This is a genomic window from Catellatospora methionotrophica, from assembly GCF_011297335.1.
Classification (GTDB): domain Bacteria; phylum Actinomycetota; class Actinomycetes; order Mycobacteriales; family Micromonosporaceae; genus Catellatospora; species Catellatospora methionotrophica.
The window spans coordinates 98240-121799 of record NZ_JAAOTJ010000010.1; the positions used below are offsets into that span (position 1 = coordinate 98240).

The window sequence follows — 23560 nt, forward strand, 5'->3', positions numbered from 1 at the left end:
CGGCAGGCCCGAACGCGGGCACTGCGGCCTCACCCGGCCGGTGAGCTCGACCCCGGCCTACAAGCTGCCGATGCCCAGCGACCCGTCGCCGGATCCGGTCTCCGCCACCACCGTCTCGCCCGGCGTCACGGCCACCGCGCCCGGCACGCCCAGCGGCCCGAGTTCCACCGCCGGTGCCCCCGGCCCCTGCCCGGCCGGTTCGGCGGCGGCACCCGGCGGCGGCGGCAGGTCGTCGAGCAGGTCCGCCGACGGGACGAAGAACAGGCTGCCGGTGACCGCCGTGGAGAAGTCCAGGATGCGGTCGGTGGTGCCGGGCGGGTCTCCGACGAACATGTTCCGCAGCATCTGCTCGGTGATCTCGGGCTGCCCGGCGTACCCGATGAAGTAGGTGCCGTACTCGCCCGACCCGGCCGAGCCGAACGGCATGTTGTCGCGCACGATCTTGCGCTCGTTGCCGTCGGCGTCCACGATCGTGTTCAGCGTCAGGTGCGAGTCGGCGGGCTTGGCCGCGTCGGGGAACTCGATGTCGTCGAGCTTGGTCCGGCCGATCACCCGCTCCTGCTCGGCCACCGAGATCGCGTTCCACGCGGCCAGGTCGTGCAGGTACTTCTGCACGATGACGTAGCTGCCGCCGAGGAAGTCCGGGTCCTCGTCGCCGACCAGCGCGGCCCTGGCGGCGGCGGTGCCGGTCGGGTTCTCCGTGCCGTCGACGAAACCGAGCAGGTCACGCTCGTCGAAGTACTTGAAGCCGTGCGTCTCGTCGGCGACGTCGACCCGCCCCGCCAGCCGGACCATGAGCTGCCTGGCCAGCTCGAAACACAGGTCCATGCGCCGGGCCCGCAGGTGGAACAGCAGATCGCCCGGTGTGGCCACGGCGACGTGCCGCGGGCCGGTGAGCTCCTGGAACGGGTGCAGGCCCGCCGGGCGCGGGCCGCCGAACAGCCGGTCCCACAGCAGCGAGCCGATCCCGACCACGCACTGCAGCCGGCCGTCCGGGACCCGGAAACCGACGGCGCGGGCCAGGCTCGACACGTCCTCCAGCACATCGCGGACGTCGTCCTCGGCCCCGTCGCGCACCGTCACGACCAGGAACACGGCGGCCTCGGTGATGCCCGTCAGCACCGGTTGCGACTCGACGCTGCCCACCCGACCTCCCCGCAGTCACCCTCCGCGAATCGTGTCACGTCACCTGCCCGTATACCGCCGGAATCTGCTGGTCGGGGCCTCGCTCAGCGGGCTGTGCGGTTAGTCCTGGGGATCGTGCGCTCGGTGGGTCACGCGGGTCCGACCCGTCAGTCGTCGCGGCGTCGCACCGGGGCACGCCCCTGGGCCAGGGCCAGCACGAGCGTCCGGCGCAGTGCGATGATCACCGCGGCGGTCAGGATCGCCGCCCAGGTGGAGGCCACGGACAGGGTGAGCAGTCCCGCGGCGAGCCAGAAGTCCATCGCCACCGACAGGGCCATCCGGCCCGAGTGCCGCCGGGCGAACATGAGCGCCCCGGCGGCGATACCCGCCGTCACGCAGAGCAGGGCCGCGCCGCGTACCACCACCTCGGGCAGCAGGATCACGGTGCGGCCCGGCCCGGCGCGGTCAGGTCGGCGACGCCGCTCAGCTCGGCGCGGGCCTCCTGGATCTCCTTGTTGAGGAAGTAGTTCAGCGCGGTGCGGATCGTGGCGATGGCGGCCAGTTCGGCGATCTCGCGCAGGGTCGGCGCGACCGCGGTGCGCAGGATGTCCCCGGCGAGCTGGAACTCCAGGCCCAGGGTGAGGAAACGGCCGAGCCCCAGCCGGATCGGTACGAAGTCGACGGTGTGCCGCCCCCGGATCGCCGCGCCGACGAACTGGACGAACGCGACGCTCGCGCCGAGGAAGATGACCACCGCGCCGGCCGCCTCGACCAGCGTGACGAGCAGGTCGACCAGGTTGGCCAGCGCGGCCTGACCCCACGGGTGCTGCATGGACCGCCCCCAGCCGCGTCGCCGGCCCTCGTGCCCTCACGCTACGCCGCATCGCGGGACGAGGACCCCGGAACCGGACATCAGGGTCAGTGGGGTGGGAGGACCTGGTGGGTCTCGGTGCCGTCGCGCAGGGCGCGGCCGACGGTGCAGTGGTTCTCGTGGACGCGGTGGGCCACCGACTCGAACACGGCGGCGGCCTTGTCGTCGCCGGGCGGGAGCTCGATCTCGTACGTGGTGGTGATCGGGCCGAGCTTCGTCGGGGCGACCTTCTCGGCGTCGACGCGAACCGCCAGCTTGACCAGGCGGTGGCCGCGCTTGGCGGTCAGCGGCTCGACGGTGACGATCTCGCAGCCGCCCAGGGCTGCCAGCAGCAGTTCGACGGGGGAGAACACGCCGTCCTGATCGGAGCTGCCGACGGCGACCGAGGCCCCGCGCTCGTTGGTGGCGACGAAACCGTCGTCGGTGCGTTCGACCCTTACCGTTGCCATGATCGCCATGCTACCGGCGGGCCCGCCCTCGCCCACGGGCATGGCGGCCGAGTACGCACAGCGGCGACATCGGCCGCGGCCCGGCACTCCTCGCCGCCTGCCCTGCTGGGGTGTTTGGTGCTGTCTGGGAGGTTCGGCCGCCGGGGAGGTGTGAGAGGAACACGCGTCGGGTATAGCGACCCCATGCTCAGCGAGATCAGTGCAGAGCTCCTGGAGACGATGAAGCGTGCGGCCAGTGTGCTGCGCCGCGCCGAGGTGCCCTTCGCGCTGGCGGGCAGTTTCGCGGTGTACGCCCGTGGCGGCACCTCCAGTGAGCATGACGTGGACTTCGTCATCCGCGAGGAGGACGTCGAACGAACCCTGGAGGCGTATGCCGAGGAGGGCTTCCGCACCGAGCGCCCGCCCGAGGACTGGCTGGTGAAGGTGTACGACGAGGACCGGCTGGTGGACCTGATCTTCCGGCCGGTGCAGCGTCAGGTGACCGAGGAGGTGCTGGCCGAGAGTTCGATCGTGCCGGTCGGCGCGCTGCACATCCCCGTGCTGTCGGCGACCATGCTGATGGAGCACAAGCTGCTGACCTTCTCGCAGCACCACTGCGACTACTCCCGTGCGCTGCCGCTGGCCCGCTCGCTGCGCGAGCAGATCGACTGGGACCAGGTCCGGCGCGACACCGCCCATTCGGTGTACGCCGAGGCCTGCCTGTACCTGCTCAGCCTGCTGGAGATCATCCCGCCGGCGGCCGAGGGCGGCGCACCCGGACAGCACGGACAACCCACGCAGGACTCGGTTCCTGCCGGAGCGGACAGGACGGGGGCGTGGTGAGCGAGCCCAGGGTGGTCGACGAGTACGCCGATGCCGAGGTGCACCGCATGCTGACCGAGGACGGCACCATCTGCGAGCAGGGCATCGAGGTGATCCGCCGGGACGGCGCGGTGCTGCTGCGCGGCCAGGTGGAGACCGTGCACCGGCGCGACGCGATCGGCGAGCGGGTGGCGGCGATGTTCCCGGACAAGACCGTCTGCAACGACATCGTGGTCACCGCGGTCGCCGGACCGTCCGAACCCGAGGTGATCACGTGATCCGGGTGGCGGCGGTCGGCGACGTGCACATGGACGTCGACGTGCTCGGCCGCTACCGCCCGTCCCTGGAGCAGCTCGGCGAGCGTGCCGACGTGCTGCTGCTGGCCGGTGACCTGACCCGGCACGGCACCGTCAACGAGGCCGAGTGCGTGGCCCGCGAGTTCGGCGACCTGCCGGTGCCGGTGGTGGCCGTGCTCGGCAACCACGACTACCACAGCGACCAGCAGCGCGAGGTCACCAAGGTGCTGGCCGCCGGCGGCATCAGCGTGCTGGAGGGCGAGGGCATCACCATCAGCTGCCGCGACGTGAAGCTCGGGGTGGCCGGGATCAAGGGCTTCGGCGGCGGGTTCGCCGGGCGCTGCGCGTCCATGTTCGGCGAGCAGGAGATCAAGGATTTCGTGCGTACGACGGAGAAGGCCGCGACCCGGCTGCAGGCTGCCCTGCTGTCGCTGGACGCGGACGTGCTCGTCGCGCTGACGCACTACGCACCGGTGCCCGACACCCTGCTCGGCGAGCCGCTGGAGATCTACCCGTTCCTCGGCTCGTACCTGCTCGGCCAGGCGATCGACTCCGCGCCGACCTCGCTGGCCGTGCACGGGCACGCGCACGCGGGCGTGGAGCGCGGCGTGACCCCGGGCGGGGTGCGCGTACGCAACGTGGCGCACCCGGTGATCCGGCAGGCGTACAGCGTTTATCAGCTCGAAGCGGCCCCACCGGCCCGAACGCCCGTTTCACAGGGTGCCGGGCGGGGTATCGACTCGCTGTCGCACGACGTCTGACGTCAGGAGATCATGATGTTCCTCCGTACCCGGAACAAAGAGAATGTCGCCTCGGCCACATGGAACGAGTTCCTGCACGGGCTGGGCACCACCCGTGACGTGGCAGCCGAACGAGCGAGGGAGAAGGCGGGCAGCGTCCGTGAGACGCTGTCCGGCACCGGCACCGAGGCGCGGCAACGGGCGTCGCTGGCGCTCGACGCGCTCGCGGGCCGTCCGGCCCCGGTCCGCTGGGGCTGGGTGGCGGCAGCCGCGGGCGTGGGCGTGCTGGCCGGGTTGGCCGTGGCGGAACTGCTGCGGGGACACCCGGTCGACGAGGCGGTCGCCTCGCTGCGCCGTCAGCTCAGCCACAGCAAGGAGCAGGTGCAGGAGTACGTCGGCTGACACGCCGAACTGCCGGAACCCGGGCGGGTGCGGGGCTGACGCCGATGGCGGAGGCCCCGCACCCGCCTCGCCGTGTCCGGGGACCCGCGCCTGAGATGCGGGGACTCGGCGGACAGGCGGGCACTGACGCCCCGGACGCGCCACAATCGAGGTGGAGGCGGGTCATGGGATTCGACGAGAAGATCCACAACATGTCCCAGCGGGTGGCCGGCAAGGCTGAGGAGGTGGCCGGCCGGGTCACCCACAACGAGCGCTGGGAGCAGGAGGGGCGGGCGCGGGTCGCCGCGGTCGACGAGGAAGAGGTCCGCCAGCGGGCCAAGGACGTCGCCAAGGCGCAGGAGGCCACGGGGCACATCAGCCACGACGAGCGGCTGCGGCTGGAGCGCCGCGACGACGCCTAGCAATCCACCAGCGATGATGCGTGCCGGGGGTGTTCGGCGACACCTTCATACAGGCCTGTAACACCGTCGACAAACCGCAGCCTTAACGTGGTCTCAGACGTTGTATCAAGGTCAGGTCGCCTCGACGCGGCAGAGCTGCCGCTCGGCGAACCGACCACGTCCCAAGACGACGACGCGAGGGTGACCATGGAGGACGGGCGGCTCAGCGCTCTGGACATGTCGTTTCTGTGCCTGGAGAACAGCGCTTCGCCGATGCATCTGGGCGCGGTCGCGGTGTTCCACCCGGCCGCGTCCGTACGCCCCGACCAGCTCGTGGCGCTGCTGGCCGAGCGGGCGAGCCGGGTGCCCCGGATGCGGTGCAAGGTCGGCCCGACCGTGCTCGGCGGCGCGGCGTGGAGCGAGGACCCGGTCTTCAACGCGCGCAACCACATCCTGCACCACCGGCTGGAGTACGGCGGCCGCGACGACCTGGCCGCGCTGGTCTCCGACCTGATGACCGACCCGCTGGACCGCAACCGGCCACTGTGGCAGCTGCATCTGGTCAGCGGGCTCGAAGGCGGCCGCTTCGCGCTGCTGGCCAAGATGCACCACGCGCTGTGCGACGGCCAGGGCGCCGTCGGCATCGGACTCGGGCTGCTCGACGGCGGCGACCTGCTCGCCCCGGCGGAGGAGCCGGTGCGCCGCAGCGCGCCGTCGCCGCTGTCGGCCCTGGCCCGCCAGGGCGCGGACCTGATCAGCCGCCCCGAGCACGTGGTCGGCGACGTCGTCGGCCGGGCGAGCACGATGTTCGACATCGCCTCGGCGATCGTCGGGCGGATGCGCGCCCCCGCGGCGACGCCGCTGCTGGCCGCCCCGTCGGGCACCCGCCGGGCCGCGTTCGTCAGTCTGGAGACCCGCGAGCTGCAGCGCATCCGCCGCAAGCACGGCGGCACGCTCAACGACCTGCTGCTGGCGGTGGTCGCCGGGGCGCTGCGGCACTGGCTGATCGGGCACGACCGGCCGGTCGAGGTGCTGCGCGCGCTGATCCCGGCCAGCCAGCGGGTGCGCTCGGGCGGCAGCGACGACGCCAACCAGCTCTCGGCGTACCTGCTGGACCTGCCGGTGGGCGAGGCCGACGCGGCCCGGCGGCTGACCCGGGTCCGGGAGGCCATGGACCGTAACAAGGCGGCCGGTCCGCGCCGTGGCGCGGGGGCGATCCCGGTGCTGGCGGGCATGCTGCCGTCGGCGCTCAACCGCCTGGCGGCCCCGTTCGCCGCGCACGCCGCGCCGCTGCTGTTCGACATCGTGGTGACCAGCGTCCCGCTGCCGCCGCTGCCGCTGCACCTGGGCGGCGCGCGGCTGGAGGAGCTGTATCCGATCGCCCCGCTGGCCAGCGGTCACGCCCTGGCGATCGGGCTGTCCCGCTACCGTGACGGGGTCCACATCGGCCTCTACGCCGACGGCGTGGCCATGCCCGACATGGAGAAGCTCACCGAAGCGCTCCCGCTCGCCCTGGCCGAACTCGACGCCTGAGACGGGTCACGCCTCGGTGGTGGGCTCCACCATCGCGTCGGGGGTGAGCAGCGCGGGCGGCTTGCCGCGGCCGCGGGCGGGCCAGGCGTAGTACTGCCCCCCGGCCAGGTACAGGTCGAGCTGGCGGCCGATGTTGCGGTCGCTGAGGTCGACGTTGACGGAGTAGACCACGTGCGGCTGATCGTCCATCACGATCGCGAGGCGCTTTCCGCCGTCGTAGTCGGCCACCGTGCAATGGTGGCCGTTGTACTCGAAGCGCCGGTTGATCAGACGATCGGACGACATCGGGTCCTCCGTTCTCCCCAGGTTGATGTTCGTACAGCCACGTCAGGGTAAGCCGAAACGGCAGCGATGCCAACAGGCTCCGCGAACCGGGCGCGATCCTGACGACCCGTACGCACCACCGCATCTCACCATGTCCGCGAACCCGGCGGAGACCCGGGCGGTCCTCTCCGTGCTCAACGCGCGTGTCGCTCGCGTTCGCTGATGCTCGATAACTCCGCGAACCACGCCAAGGCTGTGTAAAAGTGATGTTCATGCCATTCAGCTCCGTCGCCCGACCGGAGGCAGCGTGATGTTCGTCTTCCCCGCGCAGATCCGTGACGCGGCGATCCTGATCGCCCGGCTCGGCATCGGCTTCATCTTCCTCGCCCACGGCTGGCAGAAACTGTTCACGGTGGGGGTGGGCCCGACCGCGGCCGGCTTCCGGAAGATCGGCGTGCCGCTGCCCACCCTGTCGGCCTGGTTCGCCGCGCTGGTCGAGTCCATCGGCGGCCTGTTCATGATCATCGGCTTTCTCGTGCCGATCGTGGGCGTGCTGCTGTTCCTCGACATGCTGGGCGCATTCCTCACCGTGCACATCGGTCACGGCCTGTTCGTCGGCTCCGGCGGCTCCGAACTCGTCATCGCCCTCGGGGTCGGCAGCCTCCTGCTCGCCGCCGTCGGCGCGGGCCTCTACAGCGTCGACCACGCCATCGCCGCCAACCGTGCACCGCACCCGCCCCACGGCCCCAAGACGATCCCCTGACCTCCGGTCCACGACGTCCGGCCGACCCGGCAGCCCAGGATCGCGACGATCTTGCGGGCAGCCGGGTCGTACGTGTCGGCCCCGCCGCTGACGCGAGATCGTCGGAGGTCGAGGCTGGTACGGTGCCGGGGTGGCTGAGGGTGACGGGCGGGTTGTGGTGGTTTATACCGACGGGGCTTGTTCCGGCAATCCCGGACCCGGCGGGTGGGGCGCCCTGCTGCGGTACGGCGGCCACGAGCGGGAGATGTGCGGTGGCGATCCGGGCCCGACGACCAACAACCGGATGGAGCTGACCGCCGCGATCTCGGCGCTGGAGGCGCTGACCCGCCCGGTCACGGTGGAACTGCACACCGACAGCACCTACGTGCGCGACGGGATCACCAAGTGGATGCACGGGTGGCGGCGCAACGGATGGCTCACCTCCGAGCGCAAGCCCGTGAAGAACGCCGACCTGTGGCAGCGGCTGGCCGAGGCCGTGGCGCGGCACACCGTGGAATGGCACTGGGTGCGCGGGCACGCCGGAGACCCCGGCAACGAGCGCGCCGACGCCCTGGCCAACAAGGGCATGACGCAGGCGCGCTCGGTGGCTCGCTGAGCCGTCTCAGACCACCAGGCTCGCGTATCCGGGGTAGTTCACCACGAAGCCGTCCTTGTCGACGGTCAGCTCGGCGGTGAAGCTGCCCGAGGAGTAGCGGATGGTGTCCGCGTCGATCACCGTGTACGTCTGCTCGACTGGGATGACCTGCAGCGACGGCACCCTGATCCAGGCGATCGGCACGGTGTGCGTGGTGCCGGGCTCCGCCCCGAGCAGCCCCAGCCGCCGGATCGGCAGCGTGTTGGTCAGCGCGGTCGCCTCCAGATCGACGTCGAGTATCCCGGCCAGCCGGCCGGGGTCGACGATGCCGGGCAGCTGCACCGAGCCGAACCTGCCCTGCTCGCTCGTGGTGACGCGCCACGAGCTGCCGGACCGTTCCAGCCGGACTTCCCGCTCCCAGCCGGCGCCCTCGGACTCGACGGTCATGGTGTCGGTGGCGAAACCGTCCACCGTGGTCAGTTTGTAGCGGCAGGCGTGCGCCACCGGCTCGGCGGCGACCACCTGGCCGTGGGCGATCAGCTTCTCGGGGCGCAGGTCGACGAGGGAGAGGTCGGTGCCGACCTCGACCATCCGGTCCCACAGCAGGGCGCGCGGCAACGGGCTCATGCCCTGAGGTTAGTGACGCCGCGCCGTCCGTGGGGCGGATTCCCCCGACGTGTTCCACGGGGCGACGCCGGACGCGCGGCCGCGAAAACCTTGGTGCGCGCCACCCGGCCGCCGGTAGGCTGCGTCAACTGGAGATCATTTCGCGCGGTCCGGTGGCCCGGCCCGCGCCGGGCAGGGGGCGACACGATGGGGCAGGCGCTGGCGGTCGGCGACCGGGTCGAGGTGGTCCTGCTCAAGGAGGACCGCGAGAAGATCCGCTACACCGCCGACGTGCTCGCCGACGACGGCACGCACCTGGTCGTCCGGGCGCCGTGGGCGGGTGACGCGGCCCGCGACTTCGGCTTCGTACGCTTCGAGCAGGGCGACGTGTTCACCGAGCATTTCTGGCGCGACCGCTGGTATGCCGTCAAGGAGGTGCGCGACGTCACCGGCGTACGCAAGGGCTGGTACTGCGACGTGACCCGGCCCGCCTCGCTGCACGGCGGCGTGCTCCGGGTCACCGACCTCGACCTGGACCTGTGGGTGCCCGACGGCGACGATCCGCCGCTGCGCCTGGACGAGGACGAGTTCCTCGCCAGCGGTCTGACCGAACGCGACCCCGAAGCCGCGGCGCAGGCCTGGCGGGCCCTGGACGAACTCGCTGACCTGGCCGCCACGCGCTTCGCTGACCTGGGCTGACACCCGACCGGAGGACTCGCCGAAATTCTCCGGCGGGGCCGGGAACCGAACCGGATCCGGGACGGTCACAGGGGCATGAAGGCTACGACTCTAGGACTGCGGGTGGCGCTCGCGTCGCTCGTGCTGCTGGCCGCCGGGTGCGGGCGTGCGACAGACGCCGCCGACGGCGACGGCGGCGGTTACTCGTTCCCCGGTGGCGACACGGTCGCGTTGCGCGTGGACCACGTCGGCGGCTTCGTGCCCGCGACGGTCAACCTCACCCGGTTGCCCGCGGTCAGCGTCTACGCGGACGGCCGCGTCATCACCCAGGGCCCCACCACGATGGAGTACCCGGGCCGGGCGCTGCCCAACGTCCAGGTGCGCCGAATCTCCAGCGGCGACGTGCAGGCGCTGGTCGCCAAGGCCGTCGAAGCGGGCGTCGGACAGCCGACCGACCTGGGCACCCCCGGCGTGACCGACCTGCCCAACACCCGGATCGTCGTCACCACCGCCGACGGCGTGAAGAAGACCGAGGCGTACGCGCTGCTCGACGACATGACCAACGCCGGGCTGACCCCGGCCCAGGAGCAGGCGCGGCGCAAGCTGCTCGACCTGATCAAGTCGCTGACCGACCTGGAGACCACGCTCGGCGCGGGCAAGGTCGGCCCGGTCGAGGAGTACACCCCGGCCAAGGTCGCGGCCGTCGCCGCCGAGTGGCAGGACCCCGGTGCCGGGGTCGACGCCGGTCCCGCCGTCGCGTGGCCGGGTCCGGCGCTGCCGGGCGCGTCGCTGGGCGAGGGCCTGAGCCTGGGCTGCGTGGTCGCCGACAAGGACGCCCCCGCGGTGCTCGCCGCGGCGGCCAAGGCCACCGCGATCACCAAGTGGACCTCGGGCGGCAAGAACTGGACCGTCACCCTGCGCCCGCTGCTGCCCGACGAGACCGGCTGCGAGTCCCTCGGCAAGTGACCGAGTCCCCCGCGGCCCTCTGACGAAGCTCCGTCCACGCTGCCTCCCCGGCGCGGACGGAGCTTCGCCCATTCCACCCGCCTGGCCCGGGCCGGCTCAACTCAACTCCCGCCTCGCATAGACATTGGCCTATCTGGATGAGATTTTGTAGATCAAACTCATCCAGATAGGCCAACGTCTATGTAAATCGGGGCGCGGCGCGGCGCGGCGCGGCGCGGGCGCGGTGGGGGAGCGGTCGGGTTACGGGGTGCGGTGGCGGCGGTGGTAGAGGAGGGCGGCGGCGGTGAGGGCCAGGGGCCAGAGGAGGTACCAGCCGGTGGCGGCCAGCAGGCCGACGACCGCGACGAGGGCGACCAGCGCGTGTTTGCGGGCGGTCGAGCCGCGCGGGAGCAGGCGCAGGGCCGAGGCGGCGCCCAGGGCGTACACCGCGACGAAGGCCCCCGTGGCCAGCAGCACCAGCGGTTGGGCCCCGGTGCCGGTCAGCGCGACCACGGCCATCGCCACCGCGGACAGGCCCGACGTCACGGCGAGGCTGCGCCGCGGCACGTCACCGGCGCTCGCGCCGCGAGCCAGCCAGGCGGGCAGCGCGCCGTCGCGGCCCAGCGCCGCGCCGAGCTTGGCGGCGCTGCCGTAGTAGGCGTTCATCGTGCCGAAGGTCAGCAGCAGCGCGGCGGCCGCGGCCAGCGCGCTCGCCGGGCCGCCGAGCCCGATGGCGAGCAGCCGGGCCAGCGGCGCGTCAGCGGTGGCGTCGGGGCCGAGCACCAGGATGCCCGCACCGGCCACGGCCAGGTACAGCACTCCGACGACGGCGACCGCGATGGCGGCGGCGCGGGGCAGGTCCCGCTCGGGCCGCCGGAAGTCCGCGGCCAGGTGCGTGATCGCCTCCCAGCCCGCGAAGCTCCACACCAGCAGCGCGGCGGCGGGTGCGACGGCGAGCCAGCCGTGCGGGGCGAACGGGCGCAGATGGGCGGTGTCGCCGTGCGGGGCGGCGCTGATCACCGCGGTGAGCAGCAGCGCGACCAGCAGTACGGCGAGCACGAGCTGGACCCGGCCGGAGACGGTGACGCCGAACAGGTTGGTGACGGTGACCGCGAGCATGAGTGCCGCCGCGGTGAGCAGCACGGTGCGCTGCCCGCCGCCGAGCGCGGCCTCGACGTACGCCCCGGCGAACATGGCGGCGGCGGGGGCTCCGGCGGGCACCGCGAAGTAGAAGCACCAGCCGATCGCTCCGGCGGCCCGGGGCCCGAAGGCGAGCCGGACGTACGTCGACACCCCGCCCGCGTCGGGGTGTCGTGCGCCGAGCGCGGCGAAGGTCATGGCCAGCGGGATGGACAGCAGCACCAGGCCCAGCCAGGCGATCAGCGAGGCCGGTCCGGCGGCCTGGGCGGCCAGCGCGGGCAGCGCGATGACGCCTGTGCCGAGCACCGCCCCGACGTACAGCGCCGCGCCCTGGGCGGTGGTGAGCCGCCCGGCGGGCGCGGGTCCGGCCGCGGTGGTGGACTGCGGCTGGTGGAGGGTCTCGGTCATGGGTAGAGCGTGTTCCGTTCGGGGTGAGCACAACAGTGGCAGGAATGCCGCCCTGCGCTAGGATTCTGCCATGAAGCGGCATGTGGTCGCCCTGGCGCTGACCGACGACATCCCCGTGTTCGAGCTGGCGGTGCCGTGCGAGGTGTTCGGCATCGACCGCTCCGACCTGGTGGATCCCTGGTACGAGCTGCGCCTGTGCGCCGCCGAGCCCGGCCCGCTGGCGGTGCGCGGCGGCCTGACCGTGCAGCCGCCGTACGGGATGGAGGGGCTGGACGACGCCGACACGGTGATCGTCCCCGCCTGCAACCGGATGGTGCAGTGCGGGCCCCCGCCGGCCGTCGTCGACGCGGTGCGCCGGGCCCACGCCCGGGGCGCACGCATCGCCTCCATCTGCAGCGGTGCGTACGTGCTGGCCGCGGCGGGGCTGCTCGACGGGCGGCGGGCGACCACGCACTGGATGAACATGGTCGACTTCGCCAGCCGCTTCCCGGAGGTGAAGGTCGACCAGGAGGTGCTCTACGTCGACGAGGGCGACGTGCTCACCTCGGCGGGCACCGGCTCGGCCATCGACCTGTGCCTGCACCTGGTCCGCGGCGACTTCGGGGCGGCGGTCGCCAACGAGGTCGCCCGGCGCATGGTGGTGCCGCCGCACCGTGAGGGCGGGCAGGCGCAGTTCGCCCACCCGCTGGCGCGCGGCGAGGCCCGCTCGGAGATCGCGCCGGTGCTGGACTGGGCCCGTGACCGCCTCGACCAGCCGCTGACCGTGGCCGACCTGGCCCGCCAGGCACACCTGAGCCCCCGTACGTTCGCCCGCCGGTTCCGCGACAATCTCGGCGTGAGCCCGCTGCAGTGGATCCTGGAGCAGCGCATCCGCCGGGCACAGGAGCTGCTGGAGACCACCGACGAGCCGGTCGAGCGGATCGCGTGGCGCACCGGGTTCGGCACGGCGGTCAACATGCGCCAGCACTTCCGCCGCTTCACCTCGATCTCCCCGCAGACCTACCGGCAGATCTTCCGGCGTCGGGCGACGGAGAATAACAGTTAGGAAACTTTAGGGAAGGACCCCACGGTATCGGGTGCCCACCGGATCGAGGCGGGTATGAGGACAACGTGGAGGACGGCCGCGCTGGTGGCGCTGGCCACGATGGTGATCGGCACCAGCGCCTGCGGTGAGGGGCGGCCTGCTTCGCCGCTCGACCCGGCCGCGGCCGCGCGCCAGCGGGTGATCGACGACGCCGACGCGCCCTGCGTCAGCGACCGCGGCCAGCTCGTCGCGATCGAGAACGCCAAGCACGATCTGACCGCCGCGTGGCAGACCGGCCAGGGCGACACCGGCGTGGTGCTGCTGCACCAGGCCGACGCCGGACTGTGCCAGTGGTCGACCTTCGCGGCCCTGGTGACCGGCAAGGGCCACCGCGCCCTGTCGGTGGACGTCGACTCCCGTGACGCGGTCGAGTTCGCACAGGCGGCGGTGGCGCACCTGCGCGCAGCCGGGGCCAAGCGGGTCTTCGTCGTCGGGGCGTCACGCGGCGGCACCATCGCCCTGGCCGCCTCGGCGGGGCTGACTCCGCCCGTGGACGGCGTGGTCAGCCTGTCTGCGCCGACCGTGTACGACGCCGACGCCCGCGCCGCCGTGGCCACGCTGGCGGTGCCGGTCATCATCGCGGCCGGGGCGAACGAGGCGCGCTTCGCCGACGCCGCCCGCGAACTGCACGGGCTGTCGGTCTCGGCGCACAAGAAGCTGGTGCTGCCCGCGTCCCACTACCACGGCGTCGGACTGCTCGACGACGCGATGAACGCGCTGCTGCTGGCGTTCCTGGCCGACCCGGTCGCCGCCACCGCGTAGCGGTGCGGGCGGCCACCGGGTCGGATCGGCGGACCTACCGGTCGCCGCCGCCCCGGGCCGATCGCGGGAGCGGCGGGGCGGGTGGCCCCGTGCCGGCAGCTCTCGGGAGGATCGCGGTCGGCACGGGGCGATGGCGGCTCAGCCGACGCCCGCCCAGTCGGGATCGCCCCAGCCGGTGACCCAGTCCACGGTCGAGTCCCTGGTGCCCGAGCTGTTGGAGAAGCTGATATTGATCTTGCCGTTCTGCCCCTCGTGATACCAGGCGACGTCGGCCCTTCCGTCGCCGTTGAAGTCGCCCACACCGGCCCAGTCGGGAGTGCTGTAGCCCGACATGTACCCCACGGCGTAAGCCGGCCCCGTGCCGGCCGGGTTGGTCATGATCACGCCGAGCACGCCGCCGTTCCACGAGTGGTACCAGAAGATGTCGGCCTTACCGTCGCCGTTGGTGTCACCGACTCCGGCCCACTGGGGCTTGCCGTAGCCGGTGACCCAGTCCGCGGCCGACTGCCTGCCGCCGGAGCTGTTGGAGAAGTTGACATGGATCTTGCCGTTCTGCCACTCGTGGTACCAGGCGATGTCGTCGTTGCCGTCGCCGTTGAAGTCGCCGACCCCGGCCCAGTCCGGCGTGCCGTAGCCCGACACGTACGTCGTCGCCCCCAACGGGCCGGTCGCCGCCGCGTTGGTGATGAGCATGCCCACCATGCCGTAGCGCGTTTCGTACCAGGCGATGTCGGCCTTGCCGTCGCCGTTGAAGTCGCCCGTTGAAGCCCAGTCGGGCTTGCCCATGCCGCTGATCCAGTCCACGATCGTGGACGTGCCGGTGGTGTTGGAGAACGCGACCTTGACCTTGCCGCCGTCCTGCTCGTCGTACCAGGCGACGTCGGTCCGTCCGTCGCCGTTGAAGTCGCCCGCGCCCGCCCATTCGGGAGCGGCGAGCCCGGTGGCGAAGGTGCGCGTCGCGCCGGGGGGACCGGCCGCGCGGGTGGGGAGCAGGTCGATGGTGCCGCCGTTCTTCGACGCGTCGTACCAGGCGATGTCGGCCGTGCCGTCGCCCGTGAAACTGGGCTGCCGCAGGGGGCGCAGGTAGAAGTGCTGGTCGGCTGAGCCGTTGCAGGTCCATTGGATGGCCGGGGTGCCGGGTGCCATGCTGGTACCGGCGATGCCGATACATTTGCCGGTATTGTTCGATTTCAGCTCGATGACGATGTCGCCGGCCTGCGGGACACCCGGCACGCTGGTGAAGCCCGAGTGGTAGGTCAGCGACCACGATTCGCTGCCCAGCCCCGAGGGGTTGCAGGTGCTGCTGACGATCGGGCGTCCGTCGTCGCCGAGGCCCCCGGAGACGTTGACGCACTTGCCTGAGTCGTGCATGGGCCGCAGCCTGGCGTAGGCCGCTCCGCGCTCGTCGATGGTGTACTGCTGGCTGGGCTGAAAGGCCGAGCAGGGCTGCTGTGAGGTGCCGGAGTGTTCGACCGTGCTGCCGCCGGTGACCGACAGGCACATTCCCGAGTGCTTGGCGACGAGCTGGTAGCGGGTGGTGGCGTCGCGTTTGACCGAGCCGGTGCCGGCCGGGCCGAGTGCTCCCTGCCATTTGAGGGTGCGGGTCTGGAACGTGGTGCCGGCGGCGGAGTCGCCGGTGGCGGTGAACATCCACACCCGCTGCTGGTGCGGGCCGCAGCAGCCGTACTCGTAGATCAGGTCCTCCTTGCCGTCGCCGGTGAGGTCGACCATCGACAGCAGCGCGGCTGACGGGAGCACGCACCAGAACTGGGTGCCCGAGGAGGCGAAGTGCTGCTGGTGCGGCTCGAACACGTACGTGTCGTTCGGCGCCTGCGGCGGGCTGAAGACGTACTTCGGGGTGAAGGTGTGCAGAGCCAGGTTGCAACCGCCGATGTCGTAGGTGGCGACGATGCCGTCCAGGCCGTACGCGCCGGGGGCGTAGGAGCCGACGGTGTACCTGGCGTTGCCCGAGCACCATCCGCCGGTGTTGATGGAGTCCCAGACCACGTGTGCTGCCGCGAAGGTGGTCAGTCCTTGGCTCTCATGCAGGTACATGCCGGTGCGGCAGCCGCCGTGGTCGTAGACCTCCATGATGTCGGCGCCGGGGTTCTTGTCGAACCGACCCATCAGCAGGGTGACGTTGGCCAGGTTCGACTGGACGTCGGCGGCGAGCCAGTTGGCGGGGTCGGCGAAGAGGACCTCGTCGTTGTTGGGGTTGGTGTCGCCGTGGGCGTCGACCGAGGCGAGCATGGTTTTGAGCATCCAGCGGGTGCTGTCGATGGCCTGGCCGAAGACGAGGTCGTCCTTGCCGTCGGCGTTGACGTCGCCGGCGACGGGTTTGATCGACGTCAGGGCGTAGGGCAGGGTTTTGACCTGGGTGTCGGCGAGCATGTCGCCGGTCGGGATGTTGCCGGTCGAGCGCAGCAGCGACACCGTGGTGCTGCTCGGGCCCACGTTCTTGAACGCGGCGAAGTCGAGTTTGCCGTCGCCGTTGAAGTCGCCGCGCACGACCTTGGTGTCGGCGTCGGTGTAGGAGTTGGTGGTCATCAGCGACATCGGCTCCAGCAGGCTGCCGTCTGCCCTGCCTGAGTACTGGTAGAACATGGCTTTGCCGTTGCCCAGGTCACGGAACCCGGACAGGTCCGCGGTCGCGTCGCCGTTGACGTCGTCCTTGCTGCGCGGCTGCGCCAGGAGTTGCCCGTTGCCGTCGACCATGCCGGTGGTGTCGAAGAACACCTGCATGCTGGCCAGCTTGGAACTGGCGATACTGCCGTTGGCCGCGAACGCCCGCACATACAGCATCGAGTCGCCCGCCGGGACGTTGCCGCCGTCGACCTCCCACGGGGTCACCATCACCGTGGCCGACCCGTCAGGCCCGGCAGGCACACTCACACTGCTGTCACCGACCCGGTCGGGGCTGAAGCCGTAGCTGTAACGCAGCACCTCCCCGCCGTCACCGGCACCGGGCCGCAACATCACCGGGGTGCTACGCCCGAAGTTCAGCACCGGCCACAACTCGCCGTCACCGTTCGCGTCGACCATCGGCACACCCTCGATCACCGGGGCGTTGTCCAGCGACGTCGCGTCATACTGGATCTCACACGGCGGACTCCAGCCCGACACGTCGACGACCGACGCGTCCGGTGCCAGATCCACCGCACGGGCCCGGTACGTATACACCGTGTTCACCGCCAGCGCCTGCCCGCCCGGCACGGTCACCTCCAGGAAGGAATTGCGCGCCCCGACCGTGGACTCCACCAGCGGCCGCGCGCTGCCGCCCAGCGGCGTGATCTCGACCTGAAGCCTGACGTTCTGGGCATCCTCATCACCGACGTAGGCCGAGAACGTCGGGGTCAGCGTGTTGAGATACAGCCGCATCCCGGCACCGGTACGGCACGTCGGATCACCCTGGGCCTTGACGTCGGAGACCCACGGCACCCGGTTGTAGCTCAGCTTGATGTGCGGGGTCATGCCGCCCTCGGCGGAGGAGAACTTCTTCCACGACCCGATGTTCCAGTTGTCCGACATGATCACGATACTGGCCCAGTCGCCACGGGCGCTTAACGTGTCATCGATCGCCGCCGCGACGTCGACATCGACCCAACCAGCCGCGCAGTTACTGCTCCAGCCCTTGGAATCGGTCGACGAACCGGCCGCCTCCAAATGGGCGGGCTCGTTGTTCCACTGCACCCAACCGGCGACATGATCGGTACGCGCGGCCTTCCACGTCGTTGCCGTGCAGTTGTGCGACCACGTCTGCCACAGGTTGAGCTGCGCCGAGTGGATTTTCGCCCCACCGAACGCGGTCAACCCGTCAAACCGCAGATAGCTGCGCGCGTAGCACTGGCAGCCGTCGTTGGTGTAGCCGACCTTCAACTCCGTCTTCGACTGGTTGTCCGACAAGTTGATCGTGTTCTGCACGAACTCGTCGAACCCGACCCCGTGATCGACCTCGATACCCGGATCGACGACCACCGGATACCTGGTCGCGGGATCGTTGAGCCACGCCAGATCCGGAGCCAGCCGCACATCCCGACCGACCGTCCGGCCACCCGCCTTGACCTCGGCGACGTCGACGGCGACCTTCGCCTCACGCTTACGCTCGCCGCGCGCACCCAGACCCTGGGCGTCCCACATCAGCGCCACCGGCATCCGCGCCACCACACCACCACGCGCACCCCGGAACTCACCCGAGCCGTCCGACTTCGCCACGAACGACGTCGCGCCCGTCTTCAACAGTGCCCGCAGGCCCGCCACCCGGGCCGCCGCCGCGCGGTCCTTCACGATGAAGAACTGCTCGAAACCCGTCGGCTGCGCCTCGACCACCAGATCGATACCGGCCGCCACCTCGGGATAGGTCGCCTTCGCGCCCTCGAGCACCGGCTCCGGCAGAACGCCGCTCCACCCGAAGCCCAGACGCTCACCCCCGGCGCTCAACGTCGCCAGGTCATGCTCACCGGCACCGGCCTTACCCGAGATCACCAGATCATGCGGGTGCACCTTCGGCGCCACCGTGCCATCAGCACGACGCTCCAGCGTGAAGTCGTAGTCCAACCACCGGCCATCACGCTGCAACCGCACCGGACCAGCCGAGATCTCAGCGGTCTCACTGCCGTCCGGCTGCGCCCACACCCGCGTGGTCGCCGACGTCAACACCGGGATCTCCATCGCCCGGCCCATCTCCCGAGCAGACCGCCGCGCCGCTGAGATGCCCGACGCCGCGGCGGCGGACCGGTTTACGGGCTCGGCCGCCGCAGGCTTGGCGGCCGGAATCGGCGCAGCTTGAGCCGGTGCCGCGGCGACGTTGCCCGCCGACGTGACAAGAACGAGTACAGCGGCAGCGCACGCCTGTCTCCAGGCAGCATGAATCGCAGATGCTCTAGGCATCATGGTTGTTCCCCCCGTGGTGACGACTGTTGGCAGTGAAGGTATGGAGATCCGTCAACACCGTCAAGATGTCGATCTCACCGGTTGAACATTTCGCACGAACCTGCCTGACCGTCCTGCCGAAGCTGCCGTTCGGCCACCGGACGGGCCTGACACCGAGCGTTGCCCAGCGTCAGGGGCTGCGCGTTGGGCTCGGAGACGGGAATGGTCGGCGCAGACGGCCGACGGCCGCGTCCCGGGCGGGACGCGGCCGTCGGCCGTGCGGGGTTCGCTCAGGAGAGCTGCTTCTTGACCGCGGCGTCGATCGAGCCGGAGTCCGGAAGCGCGTACGACTTCAGGGTCTCCTTGTTGTAGGTCAGGAAGGACGGGCACTTGGTGGCGGGGGCGTTGATGGTGCCGCCGTCGCCGATCTTCTCGCCGGTCCTGGCGTTGTGGAAGGTCAGCGTGTACCGCGAGGACAGGTAGTCCACGGTCAGCTTCGTGCCGTCGCTGGCCTTGATCGGGCACTTCGGGCCGGCGGCCTCGCTGCCCTCGACGTAGCTCAGGCACCCCACGACGCTGACCTGCGCGTAGTCGGCGGACTTCGCGTAGTACGACGCCCGCGAGTCCAGCGACTTGTAGCTGTAGCTGGTCGGCCGGGTCGGGCTGTTGCCGAAGACGTACGCCTTGGCGGTGGCCGGGGTGGTGTATTCGGCCGCGTTGAGGATCGCGCCGCCGGAGCACACGTCGCCGAAGTCGCTGGACGAGTCCGCGGTGATCGCGTTGTTGTTGCCCGGTTGCGGGGCGGCCGAGGTGGCCGCGCCGGGCGACGACGTACGCGTGGGCGTGGTCGGGATCTCCGGGTCGTCGTCGGCGTTGGCGACGAGCCACACGCCGACCCCGCACAGGATCAGCAGCAGCACCACGACACCGGCGACGATTCCGATGATGAGGCCCTTCTTGGACTTCGGCGGCTGCTGCTGGGCGTAGCCGGGCTGTCCGTAGGGCTGCTGGCCGTAGGCGGGCTGGCCGCCGTACGGCTGCTGGCCCGGCACACCGTACTGCTGCGGGTGCACGGGCGGCGTCGACACCGGCTGCGCGTACGGGTCGCTCGGCGAACGGTACGGGTCGGGCTGGCCGGGAGGCTGGGCGTAGGGGTCGCTCACGATTAAGTCCATTCACTTGATCTGCGGGGTTCAAACCAACGTCTGAGGACCGTAGAGTGCCCGCGCCACCGTTGCGAGCGCAGGTGGGCATGCATCCGGCGGGTGGTGGAGCCCGGCACCCGCCGCCGACCGGCGTGGGCAGGCCGCCTAACCGCGTCGCCGGTGCGACAGTCGGCGCAGTTCGCCGCCTTCGCCGGGGCGTCGACCGTGGGGATCGGACGCGCTGTGCCGCCACGCCGCAGGGGACGTGGGCGGGCGCGACAGCGGTGCCGAAAAGTGACAGATGTCACCCTGGGTCAGGCGGTTTCTTCCAACCCGTGGGACCGGGGCGTGGGAGCCGAGGGCGGCCGACCGCCTGGGTCAGGAGACGCCCCACGGGTTCAGGGCGCCGGTGGCGTCGCCGCAGGTGACGCTGACCCAGCCGTCGGGGGTGCCGTAGTAGTTGGTGGTGGTGGCCTGGCCGCTGCCGTCCTCGCCGACGGCCATCACGTACGCGCCGAAGAAACCGGCGCCGTCGGCGCTGTCGAAGGTGCAGCGCACCGCACTGCCGGGATCGAATCCCTCCACCCGCAGACCGACGTAGGCGCACGCGGGCACGGAGCAGTCCGGTCGCTGGGGGTTGTGGCCCCGGAAGACGGTGACCCTGGGTTTCGGGTCCTCCTGGAACGGCGGCCACTTCACCGCGGCGGCCAGCGACAGGTATGCCAGGACGGTGCCGAGCACGGTGGCCGCGAGGGTGACGATCGCGGCCGTACGCTTCAGCGGGGCCGGGGACTCCGGGCTCGACATCTGCTGACTCCTGGTGACGAAGGGCTGCGCAGATGGTACGCAACACCGGTCGTCGGCCGTTCGGCCAGTGGCCCGTCCGCCGGGGACGGGAGAGCGGCAGGCGCCCCGTGGGAAAGGCGCCTGCCGCTCCGATGTGGTGGGACGGCGCGCGTCAGCCGAGGCCGTTGCGCATGGCGGTGATCAGCTCACCGTTGCTGGTGTCGCCGGACAGCTCCCAGAAGAAGCCGCCGCCGAGGCCCTGGTTGTTGGCGTACGACATCTTGCCGTTGATGGTCGACGGGGTGTCGTAGCTCCACCAGTTGCTGCCGCACTTGGCGTACGCCGTGCCCGCGATGGTGCCGGTGACCGGGCAGGTGTTCTTGAGGACCTTGTAGTCCTCGATGCCCGCCTCGTACGTGCCCGGGGCCGCGCCGGTGGCCGAGCCGCCGGGTGCGGCCTGGGTGACGCCGGTCCAGCCGCGGCCGTAGAAGCCGATGCCGAGCAGCAGTTTCGCCGACGGCACGCCCTTGCCCTTGAGTTTCTGGATGGCGGCGTCGGAGTTGAACCCGGCCTGCGGGATGCCGGTGTACGAGGTCAGCGGCGAGTGCGGGGCGGTCGGGCCCTGCGCGGCGAACGCGCCGAAGAAGTCGTACGTCATGACGTTGTACCAGTTCACGTACTGCGCGGCGGCGTTGTAGTCGGTCAGGTCGATCTTGCCGCCGCTGCTGCCGTCCGCTGTGATCGCGGAGGTCACCAGGTAGCTGCTGCCGAACCGGTTGCGCAGCGCCTGCATCAGGTTGCGGTACGCGAGCGGGCCGCTGCTGTCACAGGACAGACCGCAGGCGTTCGGGTACTCCCAGTCGATGTCGATGCCGTCGAACACGTCCGCCCAGCGCGGGTCCTCGACCAGGTTGTAGCAGCTGTTCGCGAACGCGGTCGGGTTCGCAGCGGCCTGGCCGAAGCCGCCGGACCAGGTCCAGCCGCCGAACGACCACAGCACCTTGATGTTCGGGTACTGCCGCTTGAGCTTGCGCAGCTGGTTGAAGCTGCCGCGCAGCGCCCCGGCGTCCCACGTGTCGGCGACACCGTCGATGCTCTCGGCCGCCGAGTAGGCCCGGTCGTAGTCGGCGTAGGAGTCGCCGATCACGCACTGACCGTTGGTCACGTTGCCGAACGCGTAGTTGATGTGCGTCAGCTTCGCGGCCGAGCCGCTGGTCACCATGTTCTTGACGTGGTAACCGCGCTGGTAGACACCCCAGTTGACGAAGTAGCCGAGCAGCTTCTTGCCGCCGGGCGGCGCGGTCGGCCCGGACGGGGACGGCTGCGGCGGCGACGTGCTCGGGGAGGCGCTGGGCCGGGGCGGGCTCGGCGAGGCCGACGCGCTCGGCGGGTTGCTCGGCGGCGTGCCCGGCCCGTCGAGCGAGAAGTCGTCGGCCTGGTACGCGGCCAGCCCGTACCAGCCGTGCACGTTGACGGTCAGCGACGTCTGCCCGGCGGCCGTGGTCAGGTTCAGGCTGAGCTTGGTCCAGGCGCTCGCCGCGGCCGGGTTCCAGGTCTCGGTGCCGCCGGTGTAGCCGAGGTAGACGTAACCACCGCCGCCGCGCACCCAGGCGCTGAGCACGTACGCGGTGTTCGGCAGCACGGAGACGGTCTGGCTGCACTGGGCGTGGTTCCCGGCGCTCGGCGCGCCCTGCAGGGCGCGGGTGCCGGCGTGTACCGGGGTGGTGACGACGCTGCCGAGCCCGCCGCTGCAACTCCACGGGGACAGGCTGCCGGACTCCAGGCCCGGGTTGGCGATCAGGTTGGCCGCCGAGGCGGCGGTCGAGATGGCCAGTGACGCGCCCATCGCGACGACGGTGGCGGCCGCGGCCGCGAGTATCCGGGTGCGAAGGCTCTGAACGGGGCGTTTCATGAGCTACCACCTACCTTGGGGGTGCAGGGGATTTCATGTAATCGCCAACATAAATTAAACAAACCTAATAGTAAAGACAGCCTTCAATGAATCATGATGCGTCGCCTCGACTGTGGTGATCGACGCTGGTCACCGGTCGGCCCGGCAGGGCAGCATGGGGGAGTGCACGCCTTGAACGAGAGCGTCGCGGAGCTCGCCGCGATGATGGCCGACGGCGGTGTCGCCGTGCTCAGCGGCGCCGGACTGTCCACCGAGTCCGGCATTCCCGACTACCGGGGACCGGACGGGGTGCAGCGCCGCCACGCGCCCATGACCTACCAGGCCTTCACCCGCGAGCCGCAGTCCCGCGTCCGCTACTGGGCACGCAGCCACCTGGGCTGGCGGACCATCGCCCGCGCCTCGCCCAACACCGGCCACGAGGCGGTCGCCGCGCTCCAGCGCCACGGCCTGCTGTCCGGCATCGTCACCCAGAACGTCGACGGCCTGCACCAGGCCGCGGGCGCGCAGGACGTGGTCGAGCTGCACGGCAGCCTGGACCGGGTGATCTGCCTGGACTGCGGAGAGATCACCCCGCGCGCCGACCTCGACCGGCGGCTGCACCGCGCCAACCCCGGCTTCTCGGCCCGGATCACCGCGGTGCACCCCGACGGCGACGTCGAGTTCGGCGACGACGAACTGGCCGGCTTCGGCACCGTCGACTGCGCCGGATGCGCCGACGGCATGCTCAAACCCGACGTCGTCTTCTTCGGCGAGACCGTGCCGCCCGCCCGCGTGCAGCAGTGCTTCGACCTCGTCGAACAGTCCCGCCTGCTACTTGTCCTCGGCTCGTCGCTGACCGTCATGTCCGGCCGCCGCTTCGTCATCCGCGCCGTGAAACTCGGCATCCCCGTCGCCATCGTCAACCGCGGCCCCACCCGCTCCGACGCCCAAGCCACGCTCACCGTCGACGCCTCCCTGGGCCAAGCCCTCCCCACCCTGGTCCACCACCTCACCACCCACCGCCTCACCGAATCCCTGACCTGACCCA

24 protein-coding genes are annotated in these 23560 nt (G+C 71.1%); 13 read left to right on the plus strand and 11 right to left on the minus strand.

Going from position 1 to position 23560, the window contains the following annotated elements:
- Positions 1-57: 57 nt before the first annotated feature.
- From HAV40_RS22310 to HAV40_RS22325, 4 genes are all read right to left on the minus strand, one after another.
- Positions 58-1146 carry a Dyp-type peroxidase gene (locus HAV40_RS22310; RefSeq protein ID WP_166384328.1) on the minus strand — a complete coding sequence of 363 codons (1089 nt, stop codon included), beginning with the start codon at positions 1144-1146 and terminating at the stop codon, positions 58-60.
- Positions 1147-1292: 146 nt separating this feature from the next.
- The gene (locus tag HAV40_RS22315) at positions 1293-1568 is read right to left on the minus strand and encodes a DUF1622 domain-containing protein (RefSeq protein WP_166384330.1); all 276 of its coding nucleotides are present in this window, start codon (positions 1566-1568) and stop codon (positions 1293-1295) included.
- Positions 1565-1957: a DUF1622 domain-containing protein gene (locus HAV40_RS22320; protein ID WP_166384332.1), complete on the minus strand. Its 393-nt coding sequence runs from the start codon at positions 1955-1957 to the stop codon at positions 1565-1567. The genes HAV40_RS22315 and HAV40_RS22320 overlap by 4 nt, the downstream gene beginning before the upstream one ends.
- Positions 1958-2043: 86 nt before the next feature.
- Complete coding sequence (locus HAV40_RS22325; protein WP_166384334.1) at positions 2044-2445, minus strand: OsmC family protein; 402 nt, start codon at positions 2443-2445, stop codon at positions 2044-2046.
- A 183-nt stretch (positions 2446-2628) separates the two neighbouring features.
- Here HAV40_RS22325 and HAV40_RS22330 point away from each other — a divergent pair, with 183 nt between their 5' ends.
- From HAV40_RS22330 to HAV40_RS22355, 6 genes are all read left to right on the plus strand, one after another.
- Entirely contained in the window at positions 2629-3267 is a 639-nt protein-coding gene (locus tag HAV40_RS22330; protein WP_166384336.1) for a nucleotidyltransferase family protein, read from the plus strand.
- Positions 3264-3524, plus strand: coding sequence for a BON domain-containing protein (locus HAV40_RS22335; RefSeq protein WP_409365021.1), 261 nt, complete (start codon positions 3264-3266; stop codon positions 3522-3524). The genes HAV40_RS22330 and HAV40_RS22335 overlap by 4 nt, the downstream gene beginning before the upstream one ends.
- Positions 3521-4303 carry a metallophosphoesterase family protein gene (locus HAV40_RS22340; RefSeq protein ID WP_166384340.1) on the plus strand — a complete coding sequence of 261 codons (783 nt, stop codon included), beginning with the start codon at positions 3521-3523 and terminating at the stop codon, positions 4301-4303. The genes HAV40_RS22335 and HAV40_RS22340 overlap by 4 nt, the downstream gene beginning before the upstream one ends.
- A 15-nt stretch (positions 4304-4318) precedes the next feature.
- A complete protein-coding gene (locus HAV40_RS22345) occupies positions 4319-4684 on the plus strand; it encodes a hypothetical protein (protein ID WP_166384342.1) in 366 nt (121 codons plus the stop codon).
- A gap of 164 nt (positions 4685-4848) precedes the next feature.
- The gene (locus tag HAV40_RS22350) at positions 4849-5085 is read left to right on the plus strand and encodes a CsbD family protein (protein WP_166384344.1); all 237 of its coding nucleotides are present in this window, start codon (positions 4849-4851) and stop codon (positions 5083-5085) included.
- Between the two features lie 186 nt (positions 5086-5271).
- Positions 5272-6597: a wax ester/triacylglycerol synthase family O-acyltransferase gene (locus tag HAV40_RS22355; protein WP_166384580.1), complete on the plus strand. Its 1326-nt coding sequence runs from the start codon at positions 5272-5274 to the stop codon at positions 6595-6597.
- A gap of 6 nt (positions 6598-6603) precedes the next feature.
- On the opposite strand, the gene HAV40_RS22360 is transcribed toward HAV40_RS22355, so the two are convergent.
- A complete protein-coding gene (locus HAV40_RS22360; RefSeq protein WP_166384346.1) occupies positions 6604-6882 on the minus strand; it encodes a hypothetical protein in 279 nt (92 codons plus the stop codon).
- A gap of 289 nt (positions 6883-7171) precedes the next feature.
- On the opposite strand from HAV40_RS22360, the gene HAV40_RS22365 reads away from it, so the two are divergent.
- On the plus strand, positions 7172-7624 hold the full coding sequence (locus HAV40_RS22365) for a DoxX family protein (protein WP_166384582.1): 453 nt from the start codon (positions 7172-7174) through the stop codon (positions 7622-7624).
- 130 nt (positions 7625-7754) lie between these two features.
- Positions 7755-8219 (plus strand): ribonuclease HI, encoded by a 465-nt coding sequence (rnhA, locus tag HAV40_RS22370; protein ID WP_166384348.1) that lies wholly within the window; start codon positions 7755-7757, stop codon positions 8217-8219.
- Between the two features lie 6 nt (positions 8220-8225).
- On the opposite strand, the gene HAV40_RS22375 is transcribed toward rnhA, so the two are convergent.
- Positions 8226-8825: a putative glycolipid-binding domain-containing protein gene (locus HAV40_RS22375; protein WP_203672109.1), complete on the minus strand. Its 600-nt coding sequence runs from the start codon at positions 8823-8825 to the stop codon at positions 8226-8228.
- 186 nt (positions 8826-9011) lie between these two features.
- Here HAV40_RS22375 and HAV40_RS22380 point away from each other — a divergent pair, with 186 nt between their 5' ends.
- Together HAV40_RS22380 and HAV40_RS22385 are read left to right on the plus strand one after the other, a co-directional pair.
- Positions 9012-9503, plus strand: coding sequence for a ribonuclease FAU-1 family protein (locus HAV40_RS22380; RefSeq protein ID WP_166384350.1), 492 nt, complete (start codon positions 9012-9014; stop codon positions 9501-9503).
- Positions 9504-9578: 75 nt separating this feature from the next.
- Positions 9579-10448: a hypothetical protein gene (locus tag HAV40_RS22385; RefSeq protein WP_166384352.1), complete on the plus strand. Its 870-nt coding sequence runs from the start codon at positions 9579-9581 to the stop codon at positions 10446-10448.
- Between the two features lie 240 nt (positions 10449-10688).
- Here HAV40_RS22385 and HAV40_RS22390 read toward each other — a convergent pair whose 3' ends face one another.
- Positions 10689-11975 (minus strand): APC family permease, encoded by a 1287-nt coding sequence (locus HAV40_RS22390; protein ID WP_166384354.1) that lies wholly within the window; start codon positions 11973-11975, stop codon positions 10689-10691.
- Between the two features lie 70 nt (positions 11976-12045).
- Between HAV40_RS22390 and HAV40_RS22395 the strand changes: the two genes are divergently transcribed.
- Positions 12046-13020 (plus strand): GlxA family transcriptional regulator, encoded by a 975-nt coding sequence (locus HAV40_RS22395; RefSeq protein WP_166384356.1) that lies wholly within the window; start codon positions 12046-12048, stop codon positions 13018-13020.
- Between the two features lie 54 nt (positions 13021-13074).
- Positions 13075-13821, plus strand: a complete 747-nt coding sequence (locus HAV40_RS22400) for an alpha/beta hydrolase (protein ID WP_166384358.1) — start codon at positions 13075-13077, stop codon at positions 13819-13821.
- Between the two features lie 138 nt (positions 13822-13959).
- On the opposite strand, the gene HAV40_RS22405 is transcribed toward HAV40_RS22400, so the two are convergent.
- From HAV40_RS22405 to HAV40_RS22420, 4 genes are all read right to left on the minus strand, one after another.
- Positions 13960-18501, minus strand: coding sequence for an FG-GAP-like repeat-containing protein (locus HAV40_RS22405; RefSeq protein WP_166384360.1), 4542 nt, complete (start codon positions 18499-18501; stop codon positions 13960-13962).
- A gap of 479 nt (positions 18502-18980) precedes the next feature.
- A complete protein-coding gene (locus tag HAV40_RS22410; protein ID WP_166384362.1) occupies positions 18981-19853 on the minus strand; it encodes a flagellar basal body-associated FliL family protein in 873 nt (290 codons plus the stop codon).
- A gap of 360 nt (positions 19854-20213) precedes the next feature.
- The gene (locus HAV40_RS22415; RefSeq protein ID WP_166384364.1) at positions 20214-20642 is read right to left on the minus strand and encodes a hypothetical protein; all 429 of its coding nucleotides are present in this window, start codon (positions 20640-20642) and stop codon (positions 20214-20216) included.
- A gap of 151 nt (positions 20643-20793) precedes the next feature.
- On the minus strand, positions 20794-22533 hold the full coding sequence (locus tag HAV40_RS22420) for a glycosyl hydrolase family 18 protein (RefSeq protein WP_239087078.1): 1740 nt from the start codon (positions 22531-22533) through the stop codon (positions 20794-20796).
- 162 nt (positions 22534-22695) lie between these two features.
- Between HAV40_RS22420 and HAV40_RS22425 the strand changes: the two genes are divergently transcribed.
- Positions 22696-23556 carry an NAD-dependent protein deacetylase gene (locus tag HAV40_RS22425; protein ID WP_203672264.1) on the plus strand — a complete coding sequence of 287 codons (861 nt, stop codon included), beginning with the start codon at positions 22696-22698 and terminating at the stop codon, positions 23554-23556.
- The last annotated feature ends 4 nt before the right edge of the window (positions 23557-23560 follow it).